Below are 17584 nucleotides of genomic sequence, written 5' to 3' on the forward strand. Positions count from 1 at the left end.
GTACTAGACCCACACGCCCTTGCCGACGGTGACGACGCCGCCATTGCTGACCGCGAAGCGATCCCGATCCCGGTCCAGATCGACACCGATGATCTCGCCCTCGCCGACGACCACGTTCTTGTCCAGAATCGCGCGGCGCACCACCGCGCCGCGTCCGATCCGTACCCCCGGCATGAGCACACTGCCCTCGACGGTCGCGCCGTCGTCGACCATGACATTGGAGCTGAGCACCGAATTGCGCACGGTCGCGGCCGAGAGAATGCAGCCCGCCCCGACCACGCATTCCTGTGCGAGCCCGCCCTGCGCGAATTTGGCGGGCGGCAGATTCTCCGCCGCGCCGCGGATGGGCCAGTGCTTGTTGTAGAGGTTGAAGACCGGATGCACCGAGACGAGGTCCATATGCGCCTCGTAGAAGGCGTCGATGGTGCCGACGTCGCGCCAGTAGCCGCGGTCACGTTCGGTCGCGCCGGGCACCTCGTTGTCGGCGAAGTCGTATACCGCGGCCTCACCCGCCGCGACCAGTGCGGGGATGATGTCGCCGCCCATATCGTGATCGGAATCGGAGTTGTCGGAGTCGGCGCGAATCGAATCCACCAGCACCTTGGTGGTGAAGACGTAATTGCCCATGGAGGCGAAGGTGACATTCGGATCGTCCGGTGTGCCCGGCGGATGCGCGGGCTTCTCCAGGAACTGGGTGATCCGCCCGGATTCGTCGGAGTCGATGCAGCCGAATGCGCTCGCCTCGCTGCGCGGCACCCGGATGCCGGCGACGGTGACACCGGCACCGGAGTCGATGTGGTGCTGGACCATCTGCTCCGGATCCATCCGGTACACATGGTCGGCGCCGAAGACCACGATGTAGTCCGGATCCTCGTCGTAGATCAGGTTCAGCGATTGCATGATCGCGTCGGCACTGCCGGTGTACCAGCGCGGTCCGAGGCGCTGCTGCGCGGGCACCGGCGTGATGTACTCACCGGCGAAACCCGACAGCCGCCAGGTCTGCGAGATGTGCCGGTCCAGCGAGTGCGACTTGTACTGGGTGAGCACGCACAGGCGCAGATAGCCCGCGTTGACCAGATTGCTGAGTACGAAGTCGATCAGACGGTAGGCGCCGCCGAAGGGGACGGCTGGCTTGGCTCGATCCGCGGTGAGTGGGAACAGGCGCTTGCCCTCGCCACCGGCGAGCACGATCCCGAGTACGTGCGGCTGGCTCCTCACATCTGCCAAACTACCGCGCCACCCGGGTACAGGTGGCCCATGCCAAAGTGAACGTCTAGTTTGAAGCAGTGAGTTTCGGCACGGGCGGCGGGGGTGCGGGGGCGGTAGCCGGCGATCGCGACCGGCTCAGCGTGGCGATGTTGACACGGGAATTTCCCCCCGAGGTGTACGGCGGGGCGGGTGTGCACGTCACCCAGTTGGCCGCGCGGTTGCGGCAGCTGTGCGAGGTGACGGTGCATTGCATGGGGGTGGCGCGTACGGATGCCATAGTGCACCAGCCGGATCCGATGCTCTACGCCGCCAACGCCGCACTGCAGATGATGTCGGCCCAGCTGCGCATGGCCGATGCCGCAGGGCAGGTGGATGTGGTGCACTCGCATACCTGGTACACCGGGCTGGCCGGACATCTCGCCGCGACGCTCTATGGGATCCCGCATGTGCTCACGGCGCATTCGCTGGAGCCGCGGCGGCCGTGGAAGGCCGAACAACTCGGCGGCGGCTACCGCTTGTCGTCGTGGTCGGAGCGCAATGCCGTGGAATACGCCGACGCGATCATCGCGGTGAGCGAGGGCATGCGCCACGATGTGCTCACTGCCTATCCGACGATCGATCCGGACCGGGTCCACGTGGTGCACAACGGCATCGACGCGACCGTCTGGCATCCGGGACCGCCGCTGGTGGGATCTCGGTGGATCCTGAGCGAATTGGGTGTGCGCGCCGACCATCCGATCGTGGCCTTCGTCGGTCGCATCACCCGGCAGAAGGGGGTCGGGCATCTGCTCGCCGCGGCCCGCGACTTCGATCCGGATATCCAGCTGGTGCTGTGCGCGGGCGCGCCGGATACCCGCGAACTGGAGGCCGAGGTTTCCGCGGCGGTCGCCGAACTCGACAGGGTGCGCGGCAATGTGTTCTGGGTGCGCGAAATGCTGCCGACCGAGCAGATCCGCCAGATCCTGGTCGCCGCAACGGTCTTTGTCTGCCCGTCGGTCTACGAGCCGCTCGGCATCGTGAATCTGGAGGCGATGGCGTGCGCGACCGCGGTGGTCGCCTCGGATGTCGGCGGCATTCCCGAGGTGGTGGCGGACGGGCAGACGGGTCGCCTGGTGCACTACGACGGGAATGCGGTGCGGCAGTACGAACAGGATCTGGCCGCGGCCGTCAATGAGGTCGCCGGTGATCCGGCGCTCGCCGCCGAATTCGGCGCGGCCGGACGCCATCGCGCCATCGCCGAATTCGACTGGCTCCGGATCGCATCCCAAACCGTCGCGATCTACGACCGAGTCCGCAAGCTCTGACCCCTCCGATCGCGCGGCTGTTCGCTCGCGCTCAGAGGTGGGGCCGGTAGGTCGCGATCTGGACCGAGGCGGTGACCTCGACGGTGTCCGGGAGGGTATCGACGTGTGGGGTCGCGTGATGGGCGGATGGACCCATCGCCACCACATCGCGGATATCGGTGCGGGACAGTTTCATCGAGTACTCGACCAGCGCGCGGTCGACCGGGGCGAAGTGGCCGGACATGGCCTCGGTGAGTCGCCGGTCCTTATCCGGGTCGACCGTCACCATGCCGAGTGAGCCGATCAGCTCGGCCAGATGGCGTGAGGTGGGGGTGGCGACGACGAATCGGCCATCCGCGGTGAGGGCCCTGGCGACCTCGCTCGGATTGCGCGGCGCGAATACCGAAAGCACGCGGCGCAGCGCACCGTCGCGAACGGGCAGACCGCGCCAGGCGTCGGCGAGTACCGAGGCGGCGCGCGGATGGGCGCGGGCGCAGCGTCTGGCCGCCGGTTTGGCCACGTCCAAGGCGATCCCGCGGGCCGGGATGGCATCGAGCGCGGCGGCCAGGTAATAACCGGTGCCGGCCCCGACCTCCAGTACCGCATCGTCGTTGAGCACCGGGCCGCAGGAGTCGTCGGCCGCGACGGCCGCGGCCACCGCATCGGCGATCGGCGCGAAATGTCCCCCAACCTGAAATGCGGCGCGCGCATCCAGCATCGCTGCGGTATCGCCGGTCATCTTCGTCGACGCGCCGGTCAACAGACTGACGTAACCCTGCTTGGCGATGTCGAAACTGTGCCCGTGTCCGCAGCGCAGCGTCCGATCCCGCGACTCCATACCGGAGCCGCATTCCGGACAGGCCAGCAGACCGGCCACGTCAGCGAGTGGGGAATTAGCTGGTGACACTCTTCAGTTCGTCACCGAGCGCTGCCGCTTCATCCGGCGTGAGTTCAACGACCAGACGCCCGCCACCCTCGAGTGGAACCCGCATCACGATTCCACGCCCTTCCTTGGTTGCCTCGAGGGGACCGTCCCCGGTGCGGGGCTTCATGGCCGCCATCCTCTGCTCCCTCCAGATCTGCGCGATATGCTGCGCACTTTCTTGGAACTCCAGTTGTCACCAACCAGCGAGCTCACCGGCATTTGGCGAGCTACACCCGTCCCATTCTTCCCTATCGCCGGAGTGGACGGATACCTGAGTTCGAAATGTGACCGCTCGGCCTGTGTTGGGCCGCCCACCGCCGACCATTTCGAGCGACCCGCGAACAGTCGCTACCGGACCCAACAATCGGCCAGGTGGTCATCGACCATTCCGGTCGCCTGCATCAGCGCATAGGCTGTGGTCGGACCGACGAAACGGAACCCGCGCCGCTTCAATTCTTTTGCCAGAGCTACGGATTCGGGAGTTGTCGCGGGTACCTCGGCGATCGTGCGCGGGCGCGGGCGAGGCGCCGGGGCGAAGGACCAGATCAGTTCGTCGAGTCCGATATCGAGGTTCGCGGCGACGCGCGCATTGGCGATCGCCGCATCGATTTTGGCCCGGTTGCGGACGATGCCGGGATCGGCGAGCAGCCGCGCCGCATCGTCATCGCCGAAGGCGGCCACCCGCTCGATCGCGAACCCGGCAAACGCTGCGCGGAAGGCCGGTCGCTTGCGCAGGATGGTGATCCACGCCAGACCCGACTGGAACGCCTCGAGACACATGCGCTCGAACATGGCGTCATCGCCGTGCAGCGGCTTACCCCATTCGTGGTCGTGATAGTCGCGGTAGAGCTGAGACCCCTCCGACCACGGGCAGCGCAGCTTGCCATCGGTTTCGGCCATCGGCGCGGCCCCAGCGATCTCGGCGGTCATTTCTGCTCCAGCCCGAACTGCACCCGGGGGTGGACGGCGGGTTGATTCGGTTGGGCGAATGAAGCTTCCGGCCGAGCGATGGGTGCCTGCGGCCGTGCCATCGGAAGCTCGGTCGCTGGTGTGGTTGGCGGGGTGACCGGTGTGTACGAATGGGCGACCGGGTCGTGCGGGTGGCCGGTCGGTGTCTGCGGTTGGGTGGCCGACGTGTACGGCCGGGCGGCTGTGCCGTTGGGCGATGCGGTCGGCGGCTGCCGATGGGCGATCGCGCCGTGCGGTTGGCCGGTCGGTGTCGATGGTTGATTGGTCGGGGTGTCCGGCTGGGTGACCGGTGCGCGCCACAGCGCGGTCGGGTCGTGCGGTTGACCGGTCGGTGTCTGCGGTTGGGCGGACGGCGGCTGCGCGATGGTGCCGTTGGTTGTCGCGGGCGGTGTCTGCGGCTCGGTGATCGGTGCCTGCGGTTGGGCGGCCGTCTGGGTGGCCGGTGTGTGCGGCTGTGCGGTCGGGCCGTTGGGCGTGGGCTGCTGGTGAGCGGTCGGTGCCGGTGTCTGTGTGTTCGACTGCTGCGGATTCGGAGTGTTCGGCTGCTGCGGATTCGGAAGTTGGACGTTCGGCTGCTGGAGGTTCGGGCTCTGGGCGGCGCGCGCCTCGGCCAGTTGCAGTTGTAGCTCGTCGATTCTGGCCGCGAGTCGGGTCAGTGCCCAGTCCACTTCGCCCGCCTTATAACCGCGCACCACCTGCTGGAACCGTAGTGCGCGCACATCGGCGCCGCTGATGCCCTCGGCGGGCAGGACAGTGGCGGTCGTGCCCTCGGGCAGCGGTCCGAGTTCCTCGGCGCGCCCGAATACCGCACTGGCGAGCAGGAACAGGACCGCGGCGACCAAGCCGACGATCAGCACGTACAACAGCAGCGTGAGCATGTCACGAGCTTATTGGCCCACACCGACACCTGGTATCCGCCCGCCCTGCGGAAATCGGACCTCGAATTGCCGGTGGCCAGCTGACCGGCCGACCAAGTGTGCTTTCACCTCGTAGATCCGCGTCGGCATGGCAACGCCGCGGCCCGAAGTCGGTGGGCGATCGGTTGAGCCGCCCGGTGCGTCGCGCGCTACAGGTGACGCGTCGTATCGATCCCGAGGGACATGCCCGCGAGGCCGCGCCGGCGGACCGCGAGTTTGTCGGCGACCTCGAGCAATGCCTTGGCGGCCGGATTCTCCGGATCCCGCAGCACGATCGGCGTGCCCTCGTCACCGGCCTCGCGCAAGGCCTGTTCGATCGGAATCTGGCCCAGCAGTGGCACATTGGCGCCCACCGCGCGGGTGAGGCGTTCGGCGACGGACTGGCCGCCACCGGAGCCGTAGAGCTCCATCCGGCTGCCATCGGGCAGATCGAGCCAGGACATGTTCTCGATGACACCCGCGATCCGCTGCCGCGTCTGCAGCGCGATCGCACCGGCGCGCTCGGCGACCTCGGCGGCCGCGGGCTGGGGCGTGGTGACGACCAGGATCTCCGCATTCGGGATCAGCTGCGCGATGGAGATCGCGACATCGCCGGTGCCGGGCGGCAGATCGAGCAGCAGCACGTCCAGGTCGCCCCAGAACACGTCGGCGAGGAACTGCTGCAGCGCCCGGTGCAGCATCGGACCGCGCCACACCACCGGCGTATTGCCCTTGGTGAACTGCGCGATGGAGATCAACTTCACATTGTGCGACTGCGGCGGCATGATCATCCGCTCGACCTGCGTCGGCCGCGCGTCGGTGCCGAGCATCCGCGGTATCGAGTGGCCGTAGATATCCGCGTCCAGCACACCGACCGACAGACCGCGTTCGGCCATGGCGGCGGCGAGATTGACTGTGACACTGGACTTTCCGACGCCGCCCTTACCCGAGGCGACCGCGTACACGCGGGTCAGCGAACCGGGCTGGGCGAAGGGGATCACCGGATCGGCGGAGTCGCCGCGCAGCTGCTTGCGCAGGTTGGTGCGCTGCTCGTCGTTCATGATGTCGAGCTCGACCGTCACGGCGCCGACCCCAGCGACATCGGCCACCGCCTTGGTGACCCGCTGGGTGATCTCGGTGCGCAGCGGGCAACCCGCAGTCGTCAGGTAGACCTCGATGTGGACATTGCTATCGGCACCGACCGCGATGCTCTTCACCATGCCCAATTCGGTGATCGGTTTGCGAATCTCCGGGTCGTCGACCTTCGCGAGGGCTCCCCGCACATCCGCTTCCGTTACCACTGGCATGGCAGAAATTTTACGTTGTGTCAGATTCGGGGCAGGTCACCGGGCTTGGGTGCGATACCGGAGGCGTAGGAACCGGCCCAGGCCATCACATTGGCGACGTAGGCCATCGAGTTGTTGTAGCGCAGGATCGCCCGCGTCTGCTGGGTGAGATCGCGCATGTTCAAGCCGCCGTCGCACAGGTACTTGCCCGCGGTCAGCGCCGCGTCGAACAGGTTCTGCGGATCGGCGATGCCGTCGCCATTGCCGTCGGCGGCGTAGCGCTTCCAGGTCTCCGGCAGGAATTGCATGGGCCCGATGGCGCGGTCGTATCCGCTGAGTCCATCCAGCGCGCCGCCGTCGGTATCCCGGACGACGTGATTGCCCATGAGGCTGCCGTCGAGAACCGGTCCGTAGACCGGTGTCAGCGGATTGCCGTCGGCATCGGCCTTGCCGAAGGCGTGGGTCGATTCGACCCGGCCGATTCCGGCGAGCAGATACCAGGGGATTCCGCAGACGGGATTCTCGGCGGCGATTGTGCGTTCGGCATTCTGGTAGGCCGCGACGGCGACGCCGGGAATGCCGAGCGGACCGGACGGCAGCGCGGCCGGTTGCCTACCATCCGGCAGCGCAACGGTTTTCACGATCGGCGGCGCAGTCGGCGTCTGCTTTGCCATTGCGTGAGCGGCGAATTCGGCCGTCGCTGCCGGTTGCGCGGCGGCCGCGAGTCCGAGCGCCTGGTCGTCTCGATCGTCGCCCGGAACATGTTCCAGGACAGCCGATGCGGTTGGATCGAGGGTGCCCGCGGACGCGGCGACGGCCACGAGCCCAGCGGGAACCAACCCGGTCAATGCGATAACGGAGCTGCGCTTGATTGTCGCAGGCGACTGTTTCCGATGACGCCCCACTGTGCGGTGACCCTCCATTGACTCGGCCGCGAGTCCTTCGTGATGGACGAAGTAGAGGCTACCGCATTCGAGACCTTTTTGTTACTGCTTCGTTATCGGGTCCGAGTGTGGCGTCACGGTTCGGTTGTCTGTCCTGGTATCAGCGCTGCGGGGCCGGTGCGGGCAGCGGTATGACGATGCCGAAAGGCAGTGTGATGCCCGGTGCGGGCGGCGTCGCGGCTTCTGTCTGTGTCGGTTCCGCTGCGTCGGGCGCGCCGGGCTCCGCCGTCTTCTCCGGTGTGGTCTGCGCCGATTCATCCGGCGACTGCGGGGGAGTCTGTGCATCGGGCGCGGGCTGTGCCGCACCCTCCGGCTGCGCCGCGCCGGGCTGTTCGGCACCTGGCAGGGGGGCACCGGGCTGGGGGGCACCGGGCTGGGCCGGAATGCAGTTGGCAGCTGGCGGCTTCGGCCGTTGCTGTGACTGCGGCCGATCCGGATGCTCGGGATCCTTCGGCTCGCCATTGCCCACGCCGAAGGTCTGCGCCGGTGCGATGGGCGACTGGGCCGGATCGCCGGGTGCGGGTAGCTGCGCCGGGGCCACCTGCCGCAGATCGCACGGCGGTTTGGGTGCGGCCGGGCAGAAGATTCCGCACGGTATCGGCGGCAGACCGGGGATGGTGATCATCACCTGGGTCGGCGTCGGGGTGGTCACCGTATTCGGCGGCGGCTCGCTGGTCGTGGTGGTGGTCGGCGATGTGGTGGATACGGCCAGCAAGTCCGTGCCCGCCGTGATCGGCCCGCTGCCCGGCGGAATGAGATCGGGGGAGATGCTCACCTGGCTCGGGGTGCCGCCGGTGCGGTAGGCCGCCGACCAGCTCAGCACATTGGCGGCGTAGGCGAGCGAGTTGTTGTAGCGCAGCACCGCGCGCAGTTCCTGTTGCGGATCGCGCAGGTCCAACCCGCCCGAGCAGAGGTATTTGCCTGCGGCGAGGGTGGCATCGAAGACATTGTGCGGATCGGCGATACCGTCACCATTGCCGTCGGCCGCGTACAGACTCCAGGTGCCCGGCAGGAACTGCATCGGACCGATGGCGCGCACCGCGGTGCCGTCGGCGGCCCTGATCACCTGGTTACCCGGCAGGGTGCCGTCGAGGGCGGGGCCGAAGATCGGGGTCACCGTGGTGCCCGCGGCATCGGTGCGACCGCCGCCCGCATGCCCCGATTCGATCCGGCCGATACCGGCCAGCAGGCTCCAGGACAGACCGCAGCCCGGCATCGAGGATTCCAGTGCGAGTTCGGCATTGCGATATGCAGCGAGCACGATTTCGGGGATGCCGAGCGCACCGCCTGTGGCCGGGAGCGAGATGTCGTGCAACGGCACCGAACCCGCGAACAGCGGTGTGCCGTCCGCAAGCGGAGTCATTGCTCGGAGTTTGCGGGGAGCCTCCGGCGTGACCGAAAGGAGACCGACTGTCCGAGACAATGGCGCCCCGCTGGCACTGTCGGATGCCCCGTCGGTGCCGGTCCGACCGGTCGATGCGGCGAGTAAAGCCTCGGGGGCTGTGTCGGGAGTGCTGGACCGGGTGGCGTTGGTTGCCGAGCCGGTGGCGACCAGACCGGCGACGACCAGGGCCGAGATGGTTATCGGAGCGGATATTCGCATTCGGCCACACCATTCCTCGACGTCGTGGGAGCTGCTGTCCGGGACATCCCCTGCCCGGCAGCTCGGAACAACGCCGTCCAGGTTACCCGCGGGTCAGAACGTTGTTGACCATTTCCTGTCAATCGTCAGCAACTGGCGGTGAAATCTGGGCCGTGTCTTGCTTTCTGCCGGAGCTTTTCTTGCGATTACCCTTTGCGGGTTTATCCGACTCGAACGCGCGATCCCGGGCCTCGGCGGCCTCGATCCGCTCCAGCACCTCCCGCATTTCCTCCAGTTCGCGGCGGACGTAGTCGCGCGTAGCAACCTCACCGATCGCGATCCGCAGCGAAGCGAGTTCGCGCGCAAGGAATTCGGTATCGGCCTTGGTCTGGGCGGCCCGGCTCCGGTCCTCCTCCAGCGACACGCGGTCGCGGTTGTCCTGTCGGTTCTGCGCCAACAGGATCAGCGGCGCCGCATAGGCGGCCTGGGTGGAGAACGCGAGGTTGAGCAGGATGAACGGATACGGGTCCCAGCGCAGCGTGATCACGAAGATGTTCAGCAGGATCCAGACGACCACCACGATGGTCTGGATCGCCAAATAGCGGCCGGTGCCGAGGAATCGGGCGACCCGCTCGCTGGAGCGGGCCAGCGCCTCGGCGTCGTAGTCGAAGCGGAACCGCGATTCCATCGGCGTCTCGAGGCGCTGACGCGCCGGAGTCTTCTCACTCACCGTCGGCTGTCCCCTCATGCCTCGCGGCCGCCTCGTGCGCCATATCGTGCGTATCCTCCTGCTCGCGCCAATCCTCCGGCAGCAGATGGTCGAGCACATCGTCCACGCTGACCGCGCCGAGCAGGTGGTTCTCCTCGTCCACGACCGGTCCGCAGACCAGGTTGTAGGTCGCGAAGTAGCGGGTCACCGCGCCGAGCGGAACATCGGGGCGCAACGGGGCCAGATCGGTGTCGAGGATGCCGCCGACCAGATGTGCGGGAGGTTCGCGCAACAGTCGCTGCAAGTGGACCGAGCCGAGAAACCGGCCGGTCGGTGTGGCGGTCGGTGGGCGCACCACGAACACCATGGAGGCCAGCGCGGGTGTCAGATCCGGATTGCGCACCCGGGCCAGCGCTTCGGCGACGGTGGTGGCCGGGGTGAGGATCACCGGTTTCGGGGTCATCAGACCGCCCGCGGTATCCGGCGAGTGCTGCAGCAGTCGGCGGACCGGTTCGGACTCTTCCGGATCCATCAGTGCCAGTAGCGATTCCCGCTCGCCCGTAGGCAACTCGCCGAGCAGGTCCGCGGCATCGTCGGGGTCCATGGCCTCGAGCACGTCCGCGGCTCGGCCCACCTCGAGGTGGCCGAGCAGATCGACCTGATCGTCATCGGGAAGCTCCTGCACCACGTCGGCCAAGCGCTCGTCGTCGAGCGCGATCGCCACGTCGATGCGCCGCTTCTCCGGCAGTTCGCGTAGTAGATGTGCGACGTCGGCGGGGCGCAGGCCCTCGAACTGTTCGAGCAGTTGGGTGACGTCCTGGCCCGGCCTGCCGATTTCGTACGGGGTCAGCCCGCTGACCTGGGTCCAGTCCACCACGTGCACGGTGCGGCGGCGCCCGAGCCTGCGATGTCCGCGCACCGCGACCCTGGTCACCCGCCAGTCCCTGGTCCGGGTCTGTTCGATGCCGAGATCGACAACGAGCACATCGACATCCGCGACGTCCGGCAGATCCGGATCGTCAACGCGCACCGAGGAATCGACGATCTGCGCGAGCGCGAGCATTTCGCCGGGCCGCTGGGTGAAGCGGCGCAGGCTCACCGTGCCGGTATTGAGCGCGACGACACCGGGTTCGATGGTGGTGACCCGCAGCATCGGCACGAAAATCCGTCGCCGGGACGGCAACTCGACGACGAGACCGTGCACGCGGGGCTGCTGTCGGTCGTAGCGGATGGCCACGACGACGTCGCGGATGCGGCCGATAGACTCGCCGTCCGGGCCGAGCACCACCAGCCCGGCGAGTCTGGCGACGTACACCCTGGTTGCTGCCATGGTTGTCAGGTTAGAGGGTGCGCGGACCGGTATTCGCACCATGCCCACGATCGACGGGAGTGATCATGAAGCCGCGCCGCTCGGTGCTCGCCTGCCCCGGTAGCAGCAAGAAGATGATCGATAAGGCCAAGGGGCTACCGGTCGACGAGGTATTTCTCGATCTGGAGGATGCGGTCGCGCCCGCCGCCAAGGCCGAGGCCCGCGCGAATATCGTGGCGGCCATGAACGACTCCGGCTGGGGTAGCCAGCTGCGGGTGGTGCGGGTCAACGACTGGACCACCGAATGGACCTACACGGACGTGATCACGGTGGTCGAGGGCGCGGGCGCGGCCCTGGACGCGATCCTGCTGCCGAAGGTCACCGATGCCGGTCAGGTGCGGGCGCTGGATCTGCTGCTCACCCAGTTGGAGAAGGCGAGCGGGCTCGAGGTCGGCCGGATCGGCATCGAACCGCAGCTCGAGAACGCGCTGGGATTGCGCAATATCGATGCGATCGCCACCGCCAGTCCGCGGGTGCAGGCCCTGGTCTTCGGTCCGGCCGACTTCATGGCCAGTATCAATATGCGCACATTGGTGGTCGGTGAACAGCCGGAGGGTTACGACACCGGCGATGCCTACCACCACATTCTGATGACCATCCTGCTCACCGCCCGCGCGCACGGACTGCAGGCAATCGATGGCCCCTACCTGCAAATTCGGGATATCGATGGATTCCGCAGGGCGGCCGGGCGCACCGCCGCCCTCGGCTTCGACGGCAAATGGGTGCTGCATCCCGGACAGATCGAGGCCGCGAACGAGATCTTCAGTCCGCGCCAGGCCGATTACGATCGCGCCGAGCTGATTCTGGATGCCTACGCCTTCCACACCTCCGAAAAGGGCGGTGCGCGCGGTGCGGTAATGCTGGGCGACGAAATGATCGATGAAGCCAGCGCCAAGATGGCTCAGGTAATCGCCGATAAGGGCCGGGCGGCCGGGATGACGCGGACCACGCGTTTCACACCCCCCAACATCGGTTCGGAATAGCAGAATAGAGATATGACGAATCCCTTGGGGAACTCGAATCGCGCGCGCCAGGGCCTGCCGACGCCGCCGTCGGGCTGGCCGGTCGGCTCGTATCCGACCTATGCGGAGGCGCAGAAGGCGGTCGATTTCCTGGCCGACAACCAGTTCCCTGTGCAAGACGTGACCATCGTCGGCGTCGACCTCATGCAGGTCGAACGCGTGCTGTACCGACTGACCTGGGGCAAGGTGATCGGCGGTGGGGTGGTTTCGGGCGCGTGGCTCGGACTGTTCCTCGGCCTGCTGCTGAGTCTGTTCACCACCAGCGGCGGTTTCGCGCCGGTGCTGGTCGGCTTGGTCGGCGGCATCATCTTCGGTGTCATCTCCACCTCGATCCCGTACGCGGCGACCAAGGGACAGCGCGACTTCGCCTCCACCATGCAGTTGGTGGCGGGCCGCTATGACGTGCTGTGCGACCCGAAGTCGGCCGAGCAGGCTCGGGACATGCTGGCGCGGTTGGCGATCTGAGCGCATGGAAGTAGTGGACAAGGTCCGCACCGAGGTGTTGGACCACTTCGGTGCGGCATCGACGGGTGTCGACTCCGCGTCGGTGACCTTCCTCGGGTTGGAGCCCATCGAGATCCTGCGCATTCCGGGCGAGGAGTTGGTGCACTACGTAACCCTCGGTGGCTCCCGCCATCCCATGGGCGATCCCGGTGACCTGCACGCCGATCCGGTGCGCGGCCCGCGCGCCGAACTGGTGCTGACGCTGCGCGCCGGAGTCGGAGCGAGTTCGGGGCTGGCCCGCACGCTCGGTGTGCTGGTCGCGGCACCCGCCGTGGAAGGCGTTGTGCTGCAAGCCGATGCGCTACTCGACCTCGGGGAGCCGATGTGGCGTAATGCGCCGTTCACCGCGGTGTTATTGGGCGAGAGCGATATTCCCGAGGTGGTATTGCCCGAGCCCGCCGAGCCGGTGCGGTATTTCGCGGTGGTTCCGGTGACGGCGACCGAGGCGGCCTGGGTGCGGGTGCGCGGTGCGCAGGCGTTGCGCGAGGCTTGGGCGGAGGCCGGAATCGATATCTACGACCCGGGACGCGGTGCCGCGAATCTCTGAGTCCGGCGAAGTCCGGGCAATAGCAAGGTCTTTCGCTATAACCAATGGTTGCGATGGAAGTTGACATACAGCCCGGTGCACACGAGCGCGATGACGCCGATAACCACCGGGTAGCCCCACGTCTGGTGCAGCTCCCACATGTAATCGAAGTTCATGCCGTAGATGCCTGCGATCATCGTCGGCACGGCGGCGATGGCGACCCAGGCTGTGATCTTGCGCATATCGGTGTTCTGCTGCAGTCCGATCTTGGCCAGTGCGGCGCTGACCAATGCGCTCAGGGCTTCGTCGAAGTCGGTGATGCGCTCGGCGACGGCGGTGTGGTGGTCGGCGACATCGCGGAGGTAGCGACGAATTTCCTTGGGCAGCGGTAGATCCGGCTTGTGACTGAGCAGTTGCAGCGGAATCTGCAGCGGATTGACCGCGCGGCGCAACTCGACGACCTCGCGCTTGAGCTGGTAGATCGATTCGATGGCCACGGTGGTGCGCGGGGTGAAGACCTCCTCTTCCATCACCTCGATATCGTTCTCGACCGCCTGCGCCACATCGAGGTAGGAATCCACCACATGGTCGGCGACCGCGTGCAAGACCGCGCCGGGGCCCAGCCTGAGCTGATCCGGATGGCACTCCAATTCCCTTCGGACACCGGCCAATCCGGTGTGCTCGCCATGACGCACGGTGACCGCGAAACTGGGTCCGATGAAGACCATGATGTCGCCGGTCTCGACGATCTCACTGATGCTGTGGATTTCGTGCGGGACGTAGCTGACGGTGCGTAGCACGAGAAATAGGGTGTCGTCATATCGCTCGAGTTTCGGTCGCTGATGGGCGTGGACCGCATCCTCGACGGCCAGCGGGTGCAGGCCGAAGGTTTCGGCGATATCGCCCATCTGGTACTCGTCGGGCTCGTGCAGTCCGACCCAGACGTATCCGGTGCCACGCTTGTCGACCTCGGCCATCGCCTCCGCATGGGTGAACCGTCCCGGCAGCCGTTCCCCATCGATATAGACCGCGCAATCGACCACCGCACGCGCGGTCGGCACCGGTATGCGCCGCGTTTGCGCGGCCCGCTTGGCTTGGCTGCGAAACGACGGTAGCGGAGGAATCGATGGCACCGACCGATGCTACGTCGCGTGCGCGTGCGCGGTCAGGTCGAGCGCACGGTATGAAAGAAGGCGTGCGCATCGACCTGCATACCCATTCGACCGCGTCCGACGGCACCGATACCCCGGCCGAACTCGTCCGGAACGCGGCAGCGGCGGGACTGGACGTCGTCGCGATCACCGACCACGACACCACCGCGGGGTGGAGCGAGGCGGTCGACGCGCTGCCGAAGGGGTTGACGCTGGTCCGCGGCATGGAGATGTCGTGTATCGGCCTCGGCGAGGACGGGTGGCCGGTGCCGGTGCACCTACTCGCGTACCTCTTCGACCCGACCGATCGGGGTTTTGCCGACGAGCGCGAGCGCCTGCGCGCCGAGCGGGTCGAGCGTTTGCGCGCGATGGCCGAGCGGATGCGGGCCGACGGACTACCCATCGATCCGGACGCGGTGCTGGCTTCGGCCGGACCGTCGGCGGGCCGCCCGCACCTGGCCCGTGCCCTCGTCGAGGCCGGAGTGGTGCCGAGTGTGGACGCGGCCTTCATCGAATTGCTGGCCCCGCACGGCCGCTACTACGCCGAGAAGGCCGATACACCGCTGCGCCGGGCCGTCGAGATGATCGCGACCGCCGGTGGCGTCAGCGTGCTCGCGCACACCAGGGCGCGCAAGCGCGGCCGGTTGCTCGCACTCGACGAGATTCGCGAACTCGCCACCCTCGGGCTCGGCGGGCTGGAGATCGCGCATCCGGATCATTCCGCGGCCGACCGGGCCCTGCTGGTCGATCTGTCCGCCGAGCTGGGTCTCATCACGACCGGATCGTCGGACTATCACGGCGCGAACAAAACCATCCGGCTCGGCGAATTCACCACCGATCCGGCGCAATTCGAGGAACTGGCGGGCAAAGCGACGGGCGTGCCGGTGATCGGCTCGTGAGAGTGCTGCGCGCACTCAGCGGAATTGTCGCCGGTGGGATGTTCGTGCTCGCCCTCGTCGTTGTCGGGACCGCGGTCATCGCTGCTCGGCGGGATTTTCCCGGACCCGGTGGGGAATCGGTGACATGGCATGTCACCGCATCCGTGGTCGGCGTCGGCGCACAGATTTTTTCGGATCGGCATCGGGGTTTTGCTGCTGTTTCCGGATCGATGGTCGTTTTCATCGTCGCCGGATTATTGCTGTGGACCCAGTGGTGGGGCTGATATCTCGGTAATGGTTGCGGGCAGGTGAATTGTGGTCGAACATTTCTCTTTGTGACCGAATGTGAGACGGATGTGCTCGTCCTCGGCGGCGGTCCCGCCGGGGTTTGGGCCGCCGTCTCCGCCGCCACCGCGGGCGCTCGGGTGGTACTCGTCGACAAGGCGCGCTGCGGTGCCAGCGGACCCACCGCATGCGGGACGACATCGCTGTGGAATATCCCGTCGGGACCCGCCAGGGACGATGCGGTGCGGCGGGCCTACGCGCACGGCGGCGGACTCGCCGAACCGGAGTGGATGCTGCGGGTGCTCGACGAGACGCATCGGCGGGTCGAACAGCTGGCTCGGTGGGGTTATCGGTTTCCGGGGGAGGGCAGTGGACCCGATGCCAGGGGGCCATCGTTGCGGGTATGCCTGGACGGCGTGAGCTACCTGCGCCGGATGCGTCGCAGCGTGCTCGAGGCGGGGGTGCGCGTCCTCGATCATCATCCCGCGCTGCAAATGCTCGTCGATCGCGACGGCGCGGTCGCCGGTGCGGTAGGTGTGCAGCAGCTCAATGGTTTTCGCCCGTGGACCATCCGGGCCGGGGCCGTGGTCGTCGCCACCGGTGGCTGCGCCTTCCTGTCCGGGGGCGGTGGCACCGATGTCGACACCGGCGACGGTCTGCTGCTGGCCGTCGAGGCGGGCGCGGAATTGTCCGGGATGGAATTCTCCAGCGCCTATGGACTCGCGCCGGTTCTGTCCGGACCCCGTGATGCGGCGTCCGCACCCGGGCTGGCACTGCATTTCGCGACGCTCTACGACGAATCCGGCACGAAGATCACCGGTCATCGTGCCGCGGCATTCGCCGCGATCGCCGATGGCCGCCGGATCTACGCCGCACTGGACGATGTGCCGTACCCGGTCCGGCGCTGGCTGTCCCGGCAGGGCCTGGTCGATCGCACCCGCCGGGTGCCGCTGCGCGCGGTGCTCGAGGGCACCGTGCGCGGAACCGGCGGATTGCGCATCGCCGGGTTGGACTGTGCGACCACGGTGGCCGGACTCTACGGCGCGGGCGATGTGATGACGCGCGAGCCGATCACCGGTGCGGTCAGCGGCTTCGGCGGTCAGGGCGGAGCCTGGGCCATCGCCTCGGGGGTATGGGCGGGTAGGGGTGCGGCGCGGTTCGCGCGCGGCCGCGGCCGGACCGGGCCGGTGCGCGAGTTGGCGGGTGCCGGACTGAACCCGGTGGCCCGCATCGATCCGCGCGCGGTGGTCGGGCTGGTGCAGGAGCACACGCTGCCGCTGCGCCGCAGCTTCTGGCGCAGCGCGGGGAGTCTGCGCGACAGCATCGCCGAACTCGACGCCATGTGGCCGGGCGCCGAATTCGATCTGGGCGGATTCGGGGTGGACCGGCTGCGGGCCAGGCAGGCCGCAGCGCTGCTGGCGGTGGCGCGCTGGACCAAATACAGTGCACTGGCGCGCACCGAGAGCCGCGGTATGCACCGGCGCACCGATCATCCCGGCGCCGCGGCCGACTGGCGGGTGCGGTTGACTTCCGGTGGGCTCGATACGGTGTGGGTGCGATCGGACCCACACCAGCCCGCACCGCAACTCGCCGCCGCCGGGCCCGAAGTCGCTGCGGTTTTGCCCGAACCCACTGCCGGTCCGGACCTCACCGCGGCCGATCCGATCCCGTTGTGACAGCTCACGCGATACCGCTACCGAACTGCGAGTTTCTGCTTACCCCCTGGTAATTCCGCCGTCCTATCCTCGAAAGATGACGCTCGGCCGGGACACGACACGCCGGTTTGGCAATGCGTCGTCCCAGCTGGCAGAATGTTGCGGATTCCCGCCTACGCCACCGCCGGGTTCGGGAACATCGGCGATCTCCGCCTCGCGACGCACCGTCGCGTCCCGAGGATGCCCCCGCACGTTCTATCCGGACACACCCGTTCGGCCCTCGCTCTGCGGATCAGTGCCGCGCCACATTTCGGTATCGGACCGTCGGCTCTTCCACGCCTTCGGCCCCACTCGAAACGTCCCGGTCAGCGCACTCGATGAGCGTATGAAT

The 17584-nt window shown here is 67.4% G+C and carries 17 protein-coding genes and 1 pseudogene; 7 read left to right on the forward strand and 11 right to left on the reverse strand.

Annotation, left to right across the window (positions count from 1 at the left end; genetic code table 11):
• Window positions 1-3 precede the first annotated feature (3 nt).
• Window positions 4-1218: a glucose-1-phosphate adenylyltransferase gene (glgC, locus tag ACQP0C_RS07880; protein WP_433731998.1), complete on the reverse strand. Its 1215-nt coding sequence runs from the start codon at window positions 1216-1218 to the stop codon at window positions 4-6.
• A gap of 137 nt (window positions 1219-1355) precedes the next feature.
• On the opposite strand from glgC, the gene glgA reads away from it, so the two are divergent.
• On the forward strand, window positions 1356-2513 hold the full coding sequence (gene glgA / locus ACQP0C_RS07885; RefSeq protein WP_433734472.1) for a glycogen synthase: 1158 nt from the start codon (window positions 1356-1358) through the stop codon (window positions 2511-2513).
• A gap of 31 nt (window positions 2514-2544) precedes the next feature.
• Here glgA and ACQP0C_RS07890 read toward each other — a convergent pair whose 3' ends face one another.
• From ACQP0C_RS07890 to ACQP0C_RS07930, 9 genes and pseudogenes are all read right to left on the reverse strand, one after another.
• Window positions 2545-3369: a putative RNA methyltransferase gene (locus ACQP0C_RS07890; RefSeq protein ID WP_433732000.1), complete on the reverse strand. Its 825-nt coding sequence runs from the start codon at window positions 3367-3369 to the stop codon at window positions 2545-2547.
• A gap of 16 nt (window positions 3370-3385) precedes the next feature.
• Window positions 3386-3553 (reverse strand): DUF3117 domain-containing protein, encoded by a 168-nt coding sequence (locus tag ACQP0C_RS07895; RefSeq protein WP_011211259.1) that lies wholly within the window; start codon window positions 3551-3553, stop codon window positions 3386-3388.
• Window positions 3554-3765: 212 nt separating this feature from the next.
• Complete coding sequence (locus ACQP0C_RS07900) at window positions 3766-4347, reverse strand: DNA-3-methyladenine glycosylase I (RefSeq protein ID WP_433732002.1); 582 nt, start codon at window positions 4345-4347, stop codon at window positions 3766-3768.
• A gap of 632 nt (window positions 4348-4979) precedes the next feature.
• A pseudogene (locus tag ACQP0C_RS07905) lies at window positions 4980-5264 on the reverse strand (DivIVA domain-containing protein); the annotation flags it as partial.
• A 188-nt stretch (window positions 5265-5452) separates the two neighbouring features.
• Window positions 5453-6589, reverse strand: a complete 1137-nt coding sequence (locus tag ACQP0C_RS07910; RefSeq protein WP_433732004.1) for an Mrp/NBP35 family ATP-binding protein — start codon at window positions 6587-6589, stop codon at window positions 5453-5455.
• Window positions 6590-6609: 20 nt separating this feature from the next.
• Window positions 6610-7473 carry a lytic transglycosylase domain-containing protein gene (locus ACQP0C_RS07915; protein WP_433732006.1) on the reverse strand — a complete coding sequence of 288 codons (864 nt, stop codon included), beginning with the start codon at window positions 7471-7473 and terminating at the stop codon, window positions 6610-6612.
• Between the two features lie 139 nt (window positions 7474-7612).
• Window positions 7613-8875 carry a lytic murein transglycosylase gene (locus ACQP0C_RS07920; protein WP_433732008.1) on the reverse strand — a complete coding sequence of 421 codons (1263 nt, stop codon included), beginning with the start codon at window positions 8873-8875 and terminating at the stop codon, window positions 7613-7615.
• Window positions 8876-9233: 358 nt separating this feature from the next.
• Window positions 9234-9782 (reverse strand): DUF1003 domain-containing protein, encoded by a 549-nt coding sequence (locus ACQP0C_RS07925; protein ID WP_433734473.1) that lies wholly within the window; start codon window positions 9780-9782, stop codon window positions 9234-9236.
• 34 nt (window positions 9783-9816) lie between these two features.
• Entirely contained in the window at window positions 9817-11133 is a 1317-nt protein-coding gene (locus ACQP0C_RS07930) for a magnesium transporter MgtE N-terminal domain-containing protein (RefSeq protein WP_433732010.1), read from the reverse strand.
• A gap of 65 nt (window positions 11134-11198) precedes the next feature.
• On the opposite strand from ACQP0C_RS07930, the gene ACQP0C_RS07935 reads away from it, so the two are divergent.
• The 3 genes from ACQP0C_RS07935 to ACQP0C_RS07945 are packed head-to-tail and all read left to right on the forward strand — an operon-like array spanning window position 11199 to window position 13245.
• Entirely contained in the window at window positions 11199-12155 is a 957-nt protein-coding gene (locus ACQP0C_RS07935) for an HpcH/HpaI aldolase/citrate lyase family protein (protein WP_433732012.1), read from the forward strand.
• 12 nt (window positions 12156-12167) lie between these two features.
• The gene (locus ACQP0C_RS07940) at window positions 12168-12659 is read left to right on the forward strand and encodes a general stress protein (protein WP_330250104.1); all 492 of its coding nucleotides are present in this window, start codon (window positions 12168-12170) and stop codon (window positions 12657-12659) included.
• A 4-nt stretch (window positions 12660-12663) separates the two neighbouring features.
• On the forward strand, window positions 12664-13245 hold the full coding sequence (locus ACQP0C_RS07945; RefSeq protein WP_433732014.1) for a suppressor of fused domain protein: 582 nt from the start codon (window positions 12664-12666) through the stop codon (window positions 13243-13245).
• Window positions 13246-13280: 35 nt separating this feature from the next.
• Here ACQP0C_RS07945 and ACQP0C_RS07950 read toward each other — a convergent pair whose 3' ends face one another.
• Window positions 13281-14357, reverse strand: coding sequence for a magnesium and cobalt transport protein CorA (locus ACQP0C_RS07950; RefSeq protein ID WP_433732016.1), 1077 nt, complete (start codon window positions 14355-14357; stop codon window positions 13281-13283).
• Between the two features lie 62 nt (window positions 14358-14419).
• Here ACQP0C_RS07950 and ACQP0C_RS07955 point away from each other — a divergent pair, with 62 nt between their 5' ends.
• From ACQP0C_RS07955 to ACQP0C_RS07965, 3 genes are read left to right on the forward strand one after another with little or no spacing between them, the layout of a single operon-like run.
• Window positions 14420-15274, forward strand: a complete 855-nt coding sequence (locus ACQP0C_RS07955) for a PHP domain-containing protein (protein ID WP_433732018.1) — start codon at window positions 14420-14422, stop codon at window positions 15272-15274.
• On the forward strand, window positions 15271-15537 hold the full coding sequence (locus ACQP0C_RS07960; RefSeq protein ID WP_433732020.1) for a hypothetical protein: 267 nt from the start codon (window positions 15271-15273) through the stop codon (window positions 15535-15537). The genes ACQP0C_RS07955 and ACQP0C_RS07960 overlap by 4 nt, the downstream gene beginning before the upstream one ends.
• Before the next feature lie 51 nt (window positions 15538-15588).
• Entirely contained in the window at window positions 15589-17214 is a 1626-nt protein-coding gene (locus ACQP0C_RS07965) for an FAD-binding protein (RefSeq protein ID WP_433732022.1), read from the forward strand.
• Window positions 17215-17584 lie beyond the last annotated feature (370 nt).

This window comes from Nocardia sp. CA-129566 (genome assembly GCF_050956075.1).
In the GTDB taxonomy this organism is placed as follows: Bacteria; Actinomycetota; Actinomycetes; order Mycobacteriales; family Mycobacteriaceae; genus Nocardia.

What these genes read in the sequence shown, in the direction of transcription:
- glgA (WP_433734472.1), top strand. Translation starts at nt 1,356, where the DNA reads ATGTTGACACGGGAATTTCCCCCCGAGGTGTACGGCGGGGCGGGTGTG.
- ACQP0C_RS07895 (WP_011211259.1), bottom strand. Translation starts at nt 3,553, where the DNA reads ATGGCGGCCATGAAGCCCCGCACCGGGGACGGTCCCCTCGAGGCAACC.
- ACQP0C_RS07900 (WP_433732002.1), bottom strand. Translation starts at nt 4,347, where the DNA reads ATGACCGCCGAGATCGCTGGGGCCGCGCCGATGGCCGAAACCGATGGC.
- ACQP0C_RS07910 (WP_433732004.1), bottom strand. Translation starts at nt 6,589, where the DNA reads ATGCCAGTGGTAACGGAAGCGGATGTGCGGGGAGCCCTCGCGAAGGTC.
- ACQP0C_RS07920 (WP_433732008.1), bottom strand. Translation starts at nt 8,875, where the DNA reads ATGACTCCGCTTGCGGACGGCACACCGCTGTTCGCGGGTTCGGTGCCG.
- ACQP0C_RS07925 (WP_433734473.1), bottom strand. Translation starts at nt 9,782, where the DNA reads ATGGAATCGCGGTTCCGCTTCGACTACGACGCCGAGGCGCTGGCCCGC.
- ACQP0C_RS07930 (WP_433732010.1), bottom strand. Translation starts at nt 11,133, where the DNA reads ATGGCAGCAACCAGGGTGTACGTCGCCAGACTCGCCGGGCTGGTGGTG.
- ACQP0C_RS07935 (WP_433732012.1), top strand. Translation starts at nt 11,199, where the DNA reads ATGAAGCCGCGCCGCTCGGTGCTCGCCTGCCCCGGTAGCAGCAAGAAG.
- ACQP0C_RS07940 (WP_330250104.1), top strand. Translation starts at nt 12,168, where the DNA reads ATGACGAATCCCTTGGGGAACTCGAATCGCGCGCGCCAGGGCCTGCCG.
- ACQP0C_RS07945 (WP_433732014.1), top strand. Translation starts at nt 12,664, where the DNA reads ATGGAAGTAGTGGACAAGGTCCGCACCGAGGTGTTGGACCACTTCGGT.